The following is a 14,688-nucleotide window of genomic DNA, read 5'->3' as shown; positions in this document are numbered from 1 at the left end:
GAATATACATTCCGAGTGTCAAACTGGCCCAACAACACGTAGTGAACAGTTAGATTTAGGATGTGGGTCCTTGAGATCGAATTTAGAAAATGAACGAATCTGCGAAGTTGTTACCTCAAAAATATATGGAAGGCGATAAAGTGCACGTTTTAGGTATTGATGTGAGTCGTGGAAAGAGTAATTGTGCTCTTTTACACGATCATACGGTTATTAAGGAGTTTCAGATTATCCATAATAAGTCTGGATTGGCAAAGCTCAAGTCAATAATTACGAGTGACCTGCCAGTCATGGCAGTATTTGAAACGACTGGTATTTATTCTAGAGTTCTGACTCGTTTTTTTAGCGAGGAAGGAATGAATTACCTTGAAATAAATCCTTTGGAGTCCTCAATTCGCATGGCGGGGTTGAGAAGGCAAAAAACAGACCGTTCAGATGCAGTTAAATTAGTGCTCCTGGGAATTGATCAGAAGTCACTGATTCATGGTCGTAGACCATATTCAAGGCCATATGAGCAACTTCATTTAATGGCACACCGCTATCTAGAAATAACTAAGGAGAGATCCCGGATTATCAATCATTTACATGCCGCACTTGATCAAACATTTCCCGAGTTAAACGATATATTTAACCCAATTCGATCAGTGCTCGGCTTAACTTTTGTTAGTCTCTTTCCCCACCCTGATTTTTTAACAGGATATATTCCAGGAACGATGGCAAAACAAATCATTGGCTTGGTAAGTCCTAAAATCCATTTGGATTTAATCGTACGTAGATGTAATGAGGTCTGGCAGGCAGGCCAATTGTCGTACCCAGCACAATCTGCGAATTCATTTCTGACTAATCAAATCCATAGTTATTGTGAAGAGATTCAGCGATATAATCAGGCCCATGACTTATTAAAACGCCAATTGATCACTTACGCGAAAACTTTTCCGGAGTTTAAACTCATTGCGAGTATTCCTGGGGCGGGAGAGATATCAACTGCCCTGTTACTAGGATTTACAGGAAAAATAGCGAGATTCCCAAGCTATAAGCAGCTGAATGCTTAAGTAGGAATAGATCTACGACGAACCCAATCCGGAGGGCTCAAAGAAGCTGACCGGATTAATCGGAGAGGTCAAAGTAGTGCCCGTTATATTATGTTTGAAATGATTAGATCCATGCTAGAAATAAAGCACGCATTGATAATCACATTGTGGATTACTACTATAAGTTAAAAAAAGGACCACATCCTAAACCGGATATGGTTGCCATGATTGCTTGTGTGAACAGGCTTGATAGGACGATTATGAATTTGGTCCGCACAAACTAAATTTATAATTACGCAAGAACTTTCCATTAAGCAGACTATTTAAATACCAGTATAGTTGATATTTATGACAGCTTTTTTCTGTCAAAAAGCTATCACTGGTTAGTGTACTCTTTTTTTAATAAGTTGATACTTGACATCATATTAGAAATGGTGTTGATTAATGGTTTTTATCTTTTGAAAGGTCCACTCTTCGGAGTGGGCTTTTTGTTATTGAACCGAAAAACTCCGTTTGAGAAGTCAGATGGCCGCAATTATGCTCTGTAGCCCTGTTTTTGGGCACACTCCTCCCCGGGGTGTCGTACACTGACTTTTCTAGGCAATCAGTTGGTAGATCCGTTCAAACATGCGCTCTTGAAGGAAGCCCGGCTAGAACAGGACTTCCCGTGCAAGCCGCTTAAGACGGTAGCAAAGTTAAATAACTGAAACTTGAAAGTATGAAGACAGACTGATCCCTTGGTATCACAGGGCATATCTTAATTAATTTAACCATTTAGCTTGCTGTTAACAGCGAAACTAACCGTTTCGGCAAAAATGTGAAGAACTGATTCATCATCTGAATAATTTGGGCTCTTCTTGCATAAACTTCATGATTAATAATCGTTTTTAAAGAATTTAGAAGCCATATCAGTGCTTGAGACAACTCAATATCTGGCATGGCTTCGTTCATTATAAAGAATAAATCCCCAATGGTGTGATCATCCTGATTTTGCCGTTCCTGCCAAGCTAATAGGTCATAAGTCATCATGACAATTGCTAAATGGCCACAAAGCCCGTCATAATTTTGAACTTGTGATTTGTCGAGCCGCAAGTATTGCTTGGCAACTTTAAAGTAATTCTCAATTTGCCATCTTCGGGCGTATAGTTGAATGATCTCTTGTGGCTGAAGGCCTAACTGAGTCGTTGCCAGTACTAGGTAGTCATCTTGACGGGCCCGATTAGCCACAAATACCAAGCGAAGCTTGAATTTTTGGTTCCCGACGTGCACTTCGACAAAGCAGCTGTATTGATAAGCTTGCTTGGGTTAATATTTTGAGGCCTGCAGTCGCTTGTATAATGCTTTAACTGAATATTGCCGTCCGCGATATTGATAGTAAATTTTGCTGGACCGTTTAAGCATGCCCACGCCGTTTAATCCCAACTTGGTTAATTCATAGAACATTTTTGGTGAGCTATACCAGCTATCAAATAACACATAGTCAGCTAGAACGCCATTTGCGAGGGCTTGCTTGACAAGTTGCAATGAAACGAGGTTCATTTTTTGCTGTGCTTGGCGACGTCTCCGGCCAGCAATTGTTCGTTGATCGGTTGTTTTAGCTGATTTTCCAAGGACGTTTTGTGGCTTCTTGGAAGACATTAATGCAAAGTTGATCGATAAGAATGTATTGGCGTCACTCCAACCCAAAGTTAAAGCCCGGTATCCCTTAATATATAACTGTTTGTCATGGTCAAAGACTCGCGCTAGTAATTCGGTTTGGGTGGCGTAGTCACGGGAAAAGAGTGTATCGTCAATGATCAATGCTAACCGCCGCCGGCGGTCAATAAACGGTCGTAAATGCTTGATTAAATGACTCCCAACTTGACAAATCAAGCGTTGCCAATTGATCCGGCCATCGTTCAAATTATTTCTGACGGTGCGACTGGTAAAGTTAGGTGTTTCATGGGCTCGATAAAGCGAGCGTCCCAGGAACTTTGTCGTGAGCAGCCATTCAATGACCTTCATCAAGCTGATTTCTGAATTCCGGCGATAATTCACCAACTTGGTGAGTTTAGATAGACCAATGAGGGAAGTAAATTGATGAACAATATTATGAAGCTCGTTTTCTGTATTTTTTTGTCTTATAATATTCATGACGTAAGTCTCCTTTGTATCTTGGTTTTGGTCGACTAAAGTATACAACGCAGGAGAGCTTGCGTTTATTTTTTTGCCAAAAAAGCCAATAACCACACGCCTTTGGCGTGATTATTAGCTTTCAAGTTTCAGTAACTATGTAAAAGGTCATTGGCAATTTGGTTGTCAATGACCTTTTATCGTCCTTATTTTGATCTTGTTACCTAATGATTAAAGGAAACGGAAACGACTTTTGAAATCGGATGTGGGGCAATCGTAGCCGGATTGCCAACGACGGTCAAATGGCTAGGAACATTTACCAGCACAACGGCACCGGCGCCAACCTTGCTGTATGGCCCAATCTCGATTGGCCCCAGTATCTGGGCATTGGCGCCAATGAAAGCACCCTTTCTGACGTGAGGGTGGCGCCGGCCCTTATCCGTCATACGCCGCGTGCCAAATGTCACACCATGAAGAATGGTGACGTCGTCTTCGATGATGGCGGTTGCGCCAATAACAGTTCCCACCCCGTGATCGATGAAAACGCGTTTGCCGATAGTTGCTTCGGGGGCAATTGTAATTCCAGTAACTTTAGCGGCGTGTTGGCTAATTAAGCCAGCTATGACGAATCGTTGATGACTGGCAAAGAAGTGAGCAATCCGATACCAGAACAGTGCCCGAACCCCGGGATACGTTAGAATCACCTGAAGCAGACTATGAGCGGCCGGATCACGCTTGAGAATGGACCTTGCTGTTTGAAACATCTTGATGGCTCCCCTTTAGTTTATCGAATCCACGTTCCAGGTCGGCTAATAGGTCTTTTTGATCCTCAACGCCGACTGACAGACGGATTAGTTCGTCCTTGATGCCGTTTTTAAGCCGGATGTCACGGGGGATTGAACCGTGAGTCATCAAGGCTGGAATTTCGATGAGACTTTCAAGAGCGCCCAGACTTTCGGCCAGGGTGATAACTTGGAGTTGTTCGACAAATTGTTTGGGATCCAGACCGGCTTGTAATTCGAACGAGATCATTGCGCCAAATCCGTGCATCTGTTTCTGAGCAACTTCGTAATCCGGATTGTTAGGATCGCCAGGATAGTAAATTTTGCTGACCAGCGGCTGATTTTTCAAATAATTGAAGATTACTTCCGCATTGGCCAAATGAGCCCGCATTCTAAGTGAGAGGGTCTTCATTCCCCGTTGCAATAACCAGCTCTCCTGGGGTGCCAAGATGCCGCCGATGGCATTTTGCAGGTACCCAATTTTTTCGCCAAGGGCTTGATCCTTAGTGACTACCAGGCCGGCAACCAGATCACTATGGCCACCAAGATACTTAGAAGCACTGTGCAAAACGATATCCACGCCAAGGTCTAAGGGCCGTTGAACGTATGGCGATGAGAAAGTGTTGTCGATAATGCTTAAAATACCACGGTCCTTAGCAATTTTAGCGACGGCAGCGATATCGGTTACCCGCAGCAGTGGATTGGTCGGGGTTTCCAAATAAATGGCCTTTGTGGCGGGGGTGATGGCGGCTTTAACGGCTTGCAGGTCGCGGGTATCAACGACGGTAAACGTCATGCCGAATCGTTTTAAAACCGCGTCAATCAAGCGGAAAGTCCCACCGTAGACGTCATTGCCAATGACGAAATGATCGCCGGCAGAAAATAGTGAGAACACCGTATCGATGGCCGCCGAACCGGAAGCAAACGCAAAGCCAGCGGTGCCGTCTTCCAAATCGGCAATTAATTTTTCAACCGCTTCCCGGGTGGGGTTACCCGAACGGGAATATTCGTATTCGTTTTCACCAATCTTCTGTTGATGAAAGGTGGATGCCATATAGATTGGGACTGATGTTGCGCCTGTGTATTTGTCTTCGCTGATGCCACCGTGAATTAATTTTGTATCAAATTCCATAATCATTGACCTCACTTTTTTAGTTGTTAGATTTAAGTTGATTAGTTGTAAATGTTTTCACTCATGTAACGCTCGCTGCTGTCTGGAAAAACCGTGACGATTGAACTGTTTTCTGGTAATTCATTGGCTACTTTAAGACTAGCTGCTAACGCGGCCCCGCTGGAACTGCCAATGAAGAGCCCTTGTGTTTTGGCCATTTGTTTAACCTGATCAAATGCGTCGTTGTCAGAAATGGTGAGGGTTTCATCAATTTGGACGTCTTTGAAGAAGGGCGGAATAAATTCGACACCAATCCCTTCCGTTTTGTGGGGATGAGCCGGGCCACCATTTAGAATGGAGCCTTCGGGTTCAACGACGACGGTCCGGGTTGCTGAATTCTGTTCTTTCAGATATCGGGCGATGCCGGCAAATGTACCGCCACTGCCCGCGCCAGCAACGAACGCGTTAATTTGAGCAGGGACGTCTGCTACTAACTCCGGCGCCAAGGTGTGGTAATAAGTCGCTGGATTAGCCGGATTTTCAAACTGCATCGGCACAAAACTGTTTGGGGTCTTCGCTGCCAACTCGCGCGCTTTTTGGATGGCGCCTTTGATTCCTTGGTCGCTCGGCGTGTTGATGAGAGTCGCCCCGAGAGCCTTCATCAGCTGTTGTTTTTCAAAACTAAACTTTTCAGGGACGACGAGGATAGTTGGCAAGCGGTGCTGTTGGGCGGCCAGGGCCACCCCAATGCCGGTATTGCCGGCGGTGGGTTCAATAATGGTGGTTTTTCCTTCAGTCACTTTACCGTGGTCGATGGCGTCTTGAATCATGTACTGACCCAAGCGGTCCTTGATGCTGCCGCCGGGATTAAACATTTCAAGTTTGGCGTAAATATGACTGTGGTGAGGAACGTTAATTTGTAGGTCGATCATCGGGGTATGGCCGATGAGTTGGGAAACGGATTGAATAAGCATGGTAAGATCCTTTCTGAATAGTTGTTTTAACTGTTAGACTGCGATTCAGGAAAGATGATCTTTGGCGATGTTAAATGGCCGGTTGGCTGCAGTGAATAGAAAAGGGGCGCGAAATTATGAAAAATCAGAATTCTCGCGCCCTTAGTTCAATTCCAGCCAAGTGGACATTGAACTTCTTTTAAGGTCATTATTCCTCAAAAAATGTCAATGCTAACAGGCCGAACATCGCCAAAAAAGCGTTGTTCGACAGCAACAATTAATCGCATTAAACATTGATTGAGTCATAGTGACACCTCCGAAATTTTTTGTTGCCATAAATATACATAATCCCAGTGGAAGTGTCAAGGATTTTTAAGAAATAAAATGATAAATTGCTGGGGAATTTTATTAATCTGTCACAAAATATGTCAGCTCAGGGTCAATTCAAGAAGGTGGTTATCATCAAAGAATCTCGACATCAATTACCACTGTGAATTGTTGAATATTAATAACTTTGATATTCAATAACGGGTCAAGTAAAATAGGGTTAACCTGGAAGATGGACAATTAATACGGAAATGGGGCTTTTGGGGTGAATATCGAAAAGTTTATCGCCAGACGAAAGGAATTGGGGTATTCTCAAAGCGAACTGGCGCGGGGAATTTGCACCCGGGAGTTTGACAGTTTGAGAGCTTTATTTTGGCCTTTATCCTTGATATAAAGCCTTTTTCCTTGTCAAATTTTTGCTTTAATAATTGCGTACTTTATCGTATTTTTATACAATTAGATTATCAATAATTCATCTAAAACCTAGAGGTATCAGGGCATGCGCGTTAAAGTAACCAAAAATAAAAATTCTCAATCTTTATTATGTAATTAAAGACGTCAATGTCGCTGGCAAACAGACAACTAAAATTGTGGCAGCGCTTGGTAATGAGAATCAGTTGAGAGAAAAGCATCCAGATTATGAACCCCTGGTGTGGGCAAAGAAACAAGCCAAATTACTGGCACAGAAAGAAAAGGCTAACCAAAATTCCTTAATCAAGAGCTTTTCGGCTGCTAAACTGATTGAAAAAGACAAGCAACGCAGCTTTAATGTTGGTTATTTGTTTCTACAAGATATCTTGTCACAGCTTGGGTTAAAGCAAGCCTGCAAAAAGATTCAGGCACAAACTAGAATAAAATATGATTTGTACGCGTGGTGCTAGTTAAATCGTTTTAGTTAAATAAAAAGTCCAATCTTGTTAGACTCGACTTGTAAATAGTAATAATAGGAAAGAGTCTGACTCGATTGAACTACCTCAAGCTTAAGCGTTTTTTTCGCCATTTACAAGTTAGTTTTAGTCGTTTGAATATGATTTGTCGTTCCTGGTACAAGCTGTATGCACCGGATTCTTTGAAGCATCGCAGAAATACTGATCAGACCAAGATATCTGATAGTTCTATACTGGCTATGCTTATCTGGCAAGCAGAATTAGGAATCGAATCTCAAAGAAGATTCTGTAAATTCTTTGCAGAATTATCCCATTCAAGATTTAATCGCAGATCTCGTCAGCTTTTACCACTGATTTACTTGATTCGTCATGTTCTGAACCAAGAAGTAGATCTGTCAGGCAAAATATTGATTATTGATAGTTTTCCTGTTCCGGTCTGTCAGCCTGTTCGCAATTATCGCGTTAAAATCTTTCATGATATGGCTGATATTGGATACAAAGCAACGAAAAAAGTCTACTATTATGGCTTTAAGGTTCATGCCATTGTAAGTGATGACGGCTACTTGCTTGATTACGCAGTAACTAAAGCATCAGTGCATGATGCCAAGGAAACTACAGAACTGATGGCCAATGCCCATCCTGTTAACCATTATCTTTTAGGTGATGAAGGCTACCTCGGCAAAGATTTAGCTTTCAAGTTAAAACAAATGGGCTATAAACTTTGGACACCATACCGCAAAAACATGCAAGGCGCCAAAGAGCGCAATGATCATCAGCTAATGGCTATCAGAAGAACAATCGAGAGCGATTTCTCCTTGCTTAGCTATTACAACGCTGAAAATAATCGTGCTCGGAGTCTAACAGGTTTTCAGGAACGGCTTGAAGCTGCAGTTTTAGCTTACAATATGGCATATTGTCTAGAACGATTTAACTAGCACCACGCGTATGATTTGTATAATATTTTAGCTTTACTTATTTATGCGAGAATTCTTTCTCCTTCTTCTAAAAAATCTAGTCTAGCTTATATGCAGGAAATGCTTGGCGTCGATTTGCCTAACCTGCACGATATTTATCGTGCACTTAGTCTCTTATCTGAGCGCAAAGAGGAATTAGTTAGTGCTAGTTATCACCATAGTATTAATGTTAAGCCGCGTGATACGCGCATTCTGTATTATGACTGCACTAACTTCTACTTTGAAATTGAAGCAGCTGAAGATATGAAGCAATATGGCGTTTCTAAGGAACACCGTCCTAATCCAATCATTCAGATGGGGCTATTCATGGATGCCAATGGCTTGCCTTTAAGTTTTACCTTATTTGATGGCAATAAGAATGAACAACCATCCATGAAGCCGCTAGAAAAAGAAATAATGCGAGACTTTCACCTGTCCGATTTTGTTGTCTGCACTGATGCCGGTTTATCTTCTAACCAAAACCGGAAATATAACAGCTTCAGTAATCGACACTTTATTACTACTCAGTCAATTAAGAAATTAAAAAAGAATCTTAAAGATTGGGCATTAGATCCTAGTGGCTGGCAAAAGCCTAATGATAAAACTCAATACAATTTAAATGAGCTTAATCTAGAAACAGATGACAGTATCTATTACAAGATACGCCCGATTAATGAAAATGACTTAGAGCAGAATCTATTCGTGACCTTCTCTCCTAAATATTTGCGCTATCAACGCCAAATTCGCCAAGGTCAAATTGATCGAGCAATCAAACAAGCTAATTCCAAACAAAAAAACAAAAGAAATAATCCCAATGATCCTGGACGCTTTATTAAGGAAAAACACTTTACTAAAGAAGGTGAGAAAGCCAATCAAGTTCAATACTTGATTGACAAAGAACGGATCAAGAAAGAGGAAATGTTTGATGGCTTCTACGGCATTTGTACTGATCTAGAGGCTTCACCGCTAGAGCTAATTAAAATCAATAAAAATCGTTGGGAAATCGAACGCTGCTTCCGCGAGATGAAGACCGAGTTTCAAGTCCGGCCGGTTTACGTAAGACGAGAGGATCGAATAAAAAGTCACTTTTTGGTTTGCTTCTTAGCCCTGCTGGTCTTTCGCTTATTTAAACAAGAAATACCAGGCTATAGCAGCTATGAATCAATTAAAACTTTACGCCAATTTAATCTCGCTGAAATCAGCGCAGGAGATTATATACCAATCTTCCAAAGAACAGATTTAACTGATAAAATTCATGATAGCTTTGGCTTTAGACTAGACCGTGAGCTAATCACACAAAAATATTTCAAAAAATTTATAAACAGACCAAAAAAGAGAAAAAGTACGCAAAAAATTGAGCATGGTAAAAGCCCCAGAAAGCCTAATAAATAGGCAATCTAGGGCTTTTTTATCTTCTAAAACTGTCAAACTCAGGAATATAAGTGTGACTGGTACGGAAAGCAATTAATCGTGGTCAGTGCTAAGAACACTTCCCGAATCTGCTCAGCTTGCGGGCACAATGACGGCGCCAAACCCTTAGCAATTCGGGAATGGACATGTCATAACTGCCAGACCCACCATGATCGGGATATTAATGCGGCAGTTAATATCCTGAAGCGCGGCTTAAAAGCTGTTGGCTAGGGACTAGCCATGGTAAGAGAGCAGGGTTCTGTAAGTTAGGTGTTCGGCATACCGATGTAACAGCCTAAATACTACTTCGTGTTCCCAGAAGCTCGGTCATTCATGGCCGAGTAGTTCACACAGCCACTATTTAACCGGTACCTGCTTAACGCTATTAACAGCTTCGCGAATCTGCTTTGTAAATTTCCCAACAGCAGCTGGCGCCTGTTGTTTTTCTTTGGCGACAATGTCAACGATGGCACTACCAATAATCACGCCGTCAGCGATTTCGGCCATTGTTCGCGCCTGTTCGGGCGTATGAACACCAAACCCAATGGCAGTCGGAACATCAGTATACTGCTTGATATTGGCAACCAGGTCTTTTAAGCCGTTGAAGAATTCGTTTCGTTCACCGGTAATTCCCAGTGAGGAGACTACGTAGATGAAGCCGGAAGCACTCTTAGCGATCTTTTCTATCCGATGTCCGGACGTCAGCGTAATCAGTGGGATAATGTCGATGTTGTACTTCTCGGCGATCGGCACAATCTCATCACGACTTTCATATGGTAAATCGGGAATTACCAGCCCGGACACGTCTAGGTCGGCACAACGCTTCAAGAAGGCGTCATAGCCATATTTGAAGACGATGTTTAAGTAAGTTAGAAAGACGATTGGAACGTCGGTTTGTTTTCTGGCTGCTTCGACAATCTCAAAGACAGTCTTGGTGCGGACCTTTGCGTCAAAGGCTCGCAGGTCGGCTGCTTGAATAACCGGACCATCGGCGACTGGATCGGAAAAGGGAATTCCTAATTCAACAATGTCGGCACCGGCGTTTGCGAGCGCAACTACATTTTTTACAGTTGTATCAAAGTCCGGGTCATCAGCGACTACGAACGGAATAAAAGCTTTATGATTTTTGAAAATTTCTGATAAATTACTCATCAATGTCCACTCCTTTATATTTGGCGATGCTTGCGACATCCTTGTCACCACGCCCGGAGAGGGTGCAGACAATAATTTGATCTTTGGACATCTTTGGCGCAATTTTTTCAACGTAGGCAACGGCATGGCAACTTTCAATTGCGGCTACAATGCCTTCTTCCCGGGCAATGTATTCGAATGCCTGAACAGCTTCATCATCGGTAATCCCAACGTATTGCGCCCGGCCTTCCTGGGCAAGCGCCGCGTGTTCCGGACCGACACCCGGGTAATCCAAACCGGCTGAAATTGAGTAAACCGGATCAATTTGACCGTCATCGTTTTGCATGAACAGTGATTTCATGCCGTGGAAAATACCAACCGTTCCCCGTTCGATAGTAGCAGCAGTCCGATCAGTATCGACACCTTTGCCGGCACCTTCAACACCGACTAATTTAACGGATGGGTCATCGATATAGTCTGCAAAGCTGCCAATGGCATTACTACCGCCACCGATACAGGCAACAACCATATCCGGCAGTCGGCCTTCCTTGCTTTGGAGCTGCTGTTTGGATTCCTTTGAAATAACGCTTTGGAAGTGTTTGACAATGGCTGGGAATGGTGCCGGTCCAACAGCTGAACCCAGCACATAGAATGTGTCTTCACTTCGGCTGGCCCACTCCTGCAAAGTTGCGTTAACGGCATCTTTTAGAAGCATTGAACCGCTTGTGACCGGATGAACCTTGGCGCCAAGAAGTTCCATTCGATAAACGTTTAGCTTTTGACGGTCGGTATCTTCCTTGCCCATGAAGATTTCACATTCCATCCCCATTAAGGCGGCAATCGTTGCGGTGGCAACACCATGTTGGCCGGCACCGGTTTCAGCGATTAAGCGTTTTTTACCCAAGTGCTTGGCCAGCAGTGCCTGACCAATAACGTTATTAATCTTGTGAGCACCGGTATGGTTTAAGTCCTCACGTTTTAAGTAGATTTTAGCACCACCGAGGTCTTCGGTCATATTCTTGGCATAGTATAGCAGAGATGGCCGATTGGCGTAGTTAACCAATAGATCATTCAGTTCTGCTTTGAATTTGGGATCGTCTTTTAAGTCGTTGAAGACTTTAGTTACTTTTTCAAGTTCGGTCATCAGGATCTCGGGGATGTATTGGCCACCGAAATCTTTACCATAACGGCCGGTTTGCTTTTCATTTTGTTTTGCTTCATTCAGTGTTTTCATAATAAAATTTCCTCTTTTACTTTTTTAATAAATCGGGTTATCTTACTGGCATCTTTATGGCCGGCTGTTTCGACACCGCTGGAGACGTCAACAATATCGGGGCGAACGATTTGAACGGCTTGAGCAATGTTTTCAGACGTTAGGCCACCCGCCAGAATAAGTGGGCGGTCAATATGTGGAATGGCTTTTAAGTTAAGAAGTCGGCCGCTGCCCTTACCGCTGTCAACCATCAGGTAGTCGGCGGTAGAAGTCAGATCAATTGACTGACGTTCAAAGACCTGAATAACCTGGAGACCGGCTTGTTGTAGTCGGGTGATTTCTGTTGGCATGCTTTTACCATGCAGCTGGGCAATATCAATGGCGCCGGCTTTGTAGGCGGCCAGAATATCGTCAGCGGATTCATTGACAAACACGCCGACAGCTTTAATACCAGGCATTAACAGCATTTTTAGTGCTAAGGCTGTTTCAAGTGATACCTGGTGGCGGCTGGGAGCGAAGACAAAGCCGGCAAAATCAGCGTCGGCGGCGTTAACCGCCAAGACATCGGCCGGTTTCATCAGACCGCAAATTTTAACTTTAACCATTTTTAGACCTCCTTGAACGTTTCAATCAGTTGCTTTTTTTGATCGGACCTCATTAAGGTTTCGCCCATCAGAATGGCATTGAAATTGGCTGCTGCCAGCTTTTTAACATCCTGTTTGGTTTTAATGCCACTTTCGGCGACCACAGGGATTGTTTGTGGGACCATTGCCCGTAACTTTAAGCTGTTATTGAAATCCACTTTGAAATCTTTGAGGTTCCGATTATTAATGCCGATGATTTTAGCACCGGATTTTAACGCCTGGGTGACTTCATCAGCGGTATAGGCCTCAACGATTGCCTGCATACCTAACTGTTCTGCCAATTCCCGGTAGGCAATTAACTGCTGGTTGTCCAGAATGGCAACAATCAACAGAATAATGCCGGCACCGTTGGCCTTGGCTTCATAAATCATGTAAGGATCGATTGTGAAGTCTTTGCGCAAGGTTGGAACTGATACCGCTTGGCTGATGTCTTTTAGATAGTGCAGGTGGCCGTTAAAGTAATCCGGCTCGGTTAAAACGGAGATTGCATCGGCACCGGCCTGGTCATAAGCCTTGGCAATTTTCAAATAGGGGAAATCGGTGACGATGGTGCCCTTTGAGGGGGATGCCTTTTTAACTTCGGAAATAATGTGTAAACCGGGCTGCTTTAAGATAGAAAGAAAATTCGGCTTGGTGGTTGCCGGCATGGCAGCGACTTCACGTTTTAATTCGGTTAATGAGTGACGCTTTTGGTGGCGAATCAATCGTTTTTTGGTAACGGTAACCAGATCATCTAAGATCATGCCACCACGTCCTTACGTTTGTTGGAAAAGGCCAACAGCCGGTTGAGCTCCTCGAGGGCTTTGCCATCATCAATGGTTTTGGCTGCCAAGTCAATGCCGGCTTGAATTGATAGTTCAGGATGAGCCAGGTGAAGTGCCGAACCGGCGTTTAATAAAACGATGTCGCGTTTAGGGCCCTTTTTGCCGGATAAAATATCGCGGGTAATTTTACCATTATCTTCGGGGGTGCCACCGACCAATTCGTCTCGTTGACTGCGGTTGAAACCGAATTGTTCAGGCGTCAGTGTATAGCAGGTTAACTTGCCGTCTCGTAATTCAACGACGGCGGTTTCATCAGCAGTCGTCATTTCATCGAGGCCATCGCGACCATGAATAACCATGGCTTTTTTAACGCCCAGCTTCTTCAAAACATTGGCCAACGGTTCAAGTAACGATTCATCGTAGACACCAAGTAATTGGCGGGTTGGATGGGCTGGATTTGCCAGTGGGCCGAGGATATTAAAGATTGTTCGGAAACCAAGTTGCTTTCTAACCGGCGCAACGTACTTCATTGACTTGTGATATTCCTGGGCGAATAGGAAGGCCAAATTATTTTCCTTTAAACTTTGGTAGCTAACGGCTGGTGTTTCGTTAATATCTAAACCAAGGGCTTCCAATACGTCGGCAGCGCCACTCTTGGATGAAGCAGCGCGGTTGCCATGCTTGGCAACTTTAGTGCCGGTTGCCGCAACCACAATGGCACTGGTTGTTGAGATGTTGAAAGTGTTGGCATGATCACCGCCGGTCCCAACAATTTCCAAAACATCATTAGTTTCCGGAAAGGCAAGGGCATGGCTTCTCATAGAGGCTGCCGCACCGGCAATTTCATCAATCGTTGGATTCTTGGCGGTTAAAGCCGTCAATAAACTGGCAGTTTGAACTTCAGATGCTTCACCGTTCATAATTTCATCTAGAACAGCTTGGCTTTCTTCAAAGGTTAGGTTTTCGTGGTTAACGACTTTTTCAATGGCTTGTTTGATCATAATAGATTCCTCCAAATTTAATTTGATTTAAGTTGTTGTGTCATTACGATGAGGTTTAATATGACCTTTGCCATCGTTTGATTTCCTTTGTTAGTTGCATATCCAAGACCTCCGTTTATACAAAAAATCCGCCCATAACTTCGATAAGTTAAGGACGGATTTTTCCGCGGTGCCACCTTAGTTCAATTAACCGGGTCTTCAACAAATAATCATGATCGATTAGTATGAAATTCCCAATTAATTACGCTTAGCGAGGGACCAACATCCCTCCGACAACTGACGTATGCCTGCACGTTTCTCCGTACTCGAATACTTTCGGGAGAACCCTCCGTGGTCCATTTAATCATCTGCGTTCGATTGCACTCTCAGCAA

The 14,688-nt window shown here is 43.5% G+C and carries 13 protein-coding genes and 2 pseudogenes; 6 read left to right on the top strand and 9 right to left on the bottom strand.

The window, feature by feature from the left end; all coding sequences use genetic code 11:
- Positions 1–89: 89 nt before the first annotated feature.
- Both AADV52_RS07780 and AADV52_RS07775 read left to right on the top strand, forming a co-directional pair.
- Positions 90–1,049, top strand: coding sequence for an IS110 family transposase (locus tag AADV52_RS07780; RefSeq protein ID WP_014919556.1), 960 nt, complete (start codon positions 90–92; stop codon positions 1,047–1,049).
- 6 nt (positions 1,050–1,055) lie between these two features.
- Positions 1,056–1,217: a hypothetical protein gene (locus tag AADV52_RS07775; RefSeq protein ID WP_330165089.1), complete on the top strand. Its 162-nt coding sequence runs from the start codon at positions 1,056–1,058 to the stop codon at positions 1,215–1,217.
- 585 nt (positions 1,218–1,802) lie between these two features.
- Here the strand turns inward: AADV52_RS07775 and AADV52_RS07770 are convergent.
- The 4 genes and pseudogenes from AADV52_RS07770 to AADV52_RS07755 form a co-directional block, all read right to left on the bottom strand.
- Positions 1,803–3,161 (bottom strand): annotated as a pseudogene (locus AADV52_RS07770) (transposase).
- Between the two features lie 203 nt (positions 3,162–3,364).
- Positions 3,365–3,904: a serine O-acetyltransferase EpsC gene (epsC, locus tag AADV52_RS07765; RefSeq protein ID WP_014919553.1), complete on the bottom strand. Its 540-nt coding sequence runs from the start codon at positions 3,902–3,904 to the stop codon at positions 3,365–3,367.
- On the bottom strand, positions 3,870–5,054 hold the full coding sequence (locus AADV52_RS07760) for a trans-sulfuration enzyme family protein (protein ID WP_014919552.1): 1,185 nt from the start codon (positions 5,052–5,054) through the stop codon (positions 3,870–3,872). Before AADV52_RS07760 ends, epsC begins: the two co-directional genes overlap by 35 nt.
- A gap of 41 nt (positions 5,055–5,095) precedes the next feature.
- Complete coding sequence (locus AADV52_RS07755; protein WP_014919551.1) at positions 5,096–6,007, bottom strand: PLP-dependent cysteine synthase family protein; 912 nt, start codon at positions 6,005–6,007, stop codon at positions 5,096–5,098.
- Positions 6,008–6,903: 896 nt separating this feature from the next.
- Here AADV52_RS07755 and AADV52_RS07750 point away from each other — a divergent pair.
- The 4 genes and pseudogenes from AADV52_RS07750 to AADV52_RS07735 form a co-directional block, all read left to right on the top strand.
- A complete protein-coding gene (locus AADV52_RS07750) occupies positions 6,904–7,194 on the top strand; it encodes a hypothetical protein (protein WP_014919550.1) in 291 nt (96 codons plus the stop codon).
- An 83-nt stretch (positions 7,195–7,277) separates the two neighbouring features.
- Positions 7,278–8,135, top strand: a complete 858-nt coding sequence (locus AADV52_RS07745; RefSeq protein WP_014919549.1) for an IS982 family transposase — start codon at positions 7,278–7,280, stop codon at positions 8,133–8,135.
- A gap of 15 nt (positions 8,136–8,150) precedes the next feature.
- The gene (locus AADV52_RS07740; protein WP_107775355.1) at positions 8,151–9,545 is read left to right on the top strand and encodes an IS1634 family transposase; all 1,395 of its coding nucleotides are present in this window, start codon (positions 8,151–8,153) and stop codon (positions 9,543–9,545) included.
- A gap of 42 nt (positions 9,546–9,587) precedes the next feature.
- Positions 9,588–9,794: pseudogene (locus AADV52_RS07735) on the top strand (zinc ribbon domain-containing protein); the annotation flags it as partial.
- Between the two features lie 126 nt (positions 9,795–9,920).
- Here AADV52_RS07735 and trpA read toward each other — a convergent pair.
- The 5 genes from trpA to trpD are packed head-to-tail and all read right to left on the bottom strand — an operon-like array spanning position 9,921 to position 14,316.
- The gene (gene trpA / locus AADV52_RS07730) at positions 9,921–10,715 is read right to left on the bottom strand and encodes a tryptophan synthase subunit alpha (protein WP_014919547.1); all 795 of its coding nucleotides are present in this window, start codon (positions 10,713–10,715) and stop codon (positions 9,921–9,923) included.
- On the bottom strand, positions 10,708–11,928 hold the full coding sequence (trpB, locus tag AADV52_RS07725) for a tryptophan synthase subunit beta (protein ID WP_014919546.1): 1,221 nt from the start codon (positions 11,926–11,928) through the stop codon (positions 10,708–10,710). Before trpB ends, trpA begins: the two co-directional genes overlap by 8 nt.
- On the bottom strand, positions 11,925–12,512 hold the full coding sequence (locus AADV52_RS07720; protein ID WP_014919545.1) for a phosphoribosylanthranilate isomerase: 588 nt from the start codon (positions 12,510–12,512) through the stop codon (positions 11,925–11,927). Before AADV52_RS07720 ends, trpB begins: the two co-directional genes overlap by 4 nt.
- A 2-nt stretch (positions 12,513–12,514) precedes the next feature.
- On the bottom strand, positions 12,515–13,294 hold the full coding sequence (trpC, locus tag AADV52_RS07715; protein ID WP_014919544.1) for an indole-3-glycerol phosphate synthase TrpC: 780 nt from the start codon (positions 13,292–13,294) through the stop codon (positions 12,515–12,517).
- Positions 13,291–14,316, bottom strand: coding sequence for an anthranilate phosphoribosyltransferase (gene trpD / locus AADV52_RS07710; RefSeq protein WP_014919543.1), 1,026 nt, complete (start codon positions 14,314–14,316; stop codon positions 13,291–13,293). The genes trpC and trpD overlap by 4 nt, the downstream gene beginning before the upstream one ends.
- Positions 14,317–14,688: the final 372 nt, after the last annotated feature.

Origin of the sequence: Lactobacillus helveticus (genome assembly GCF_046109915.1) — a bacterium.
Classification (GTDB): Bacteria; Bacillota; Bacilli; order Lactobacillales; family Lactobacillaceae; genus Lactobacillus; species Lactobacillus helveticus.
This window is presented reverse-complemented; position numbering and strand designations above follow the sequence as displayed.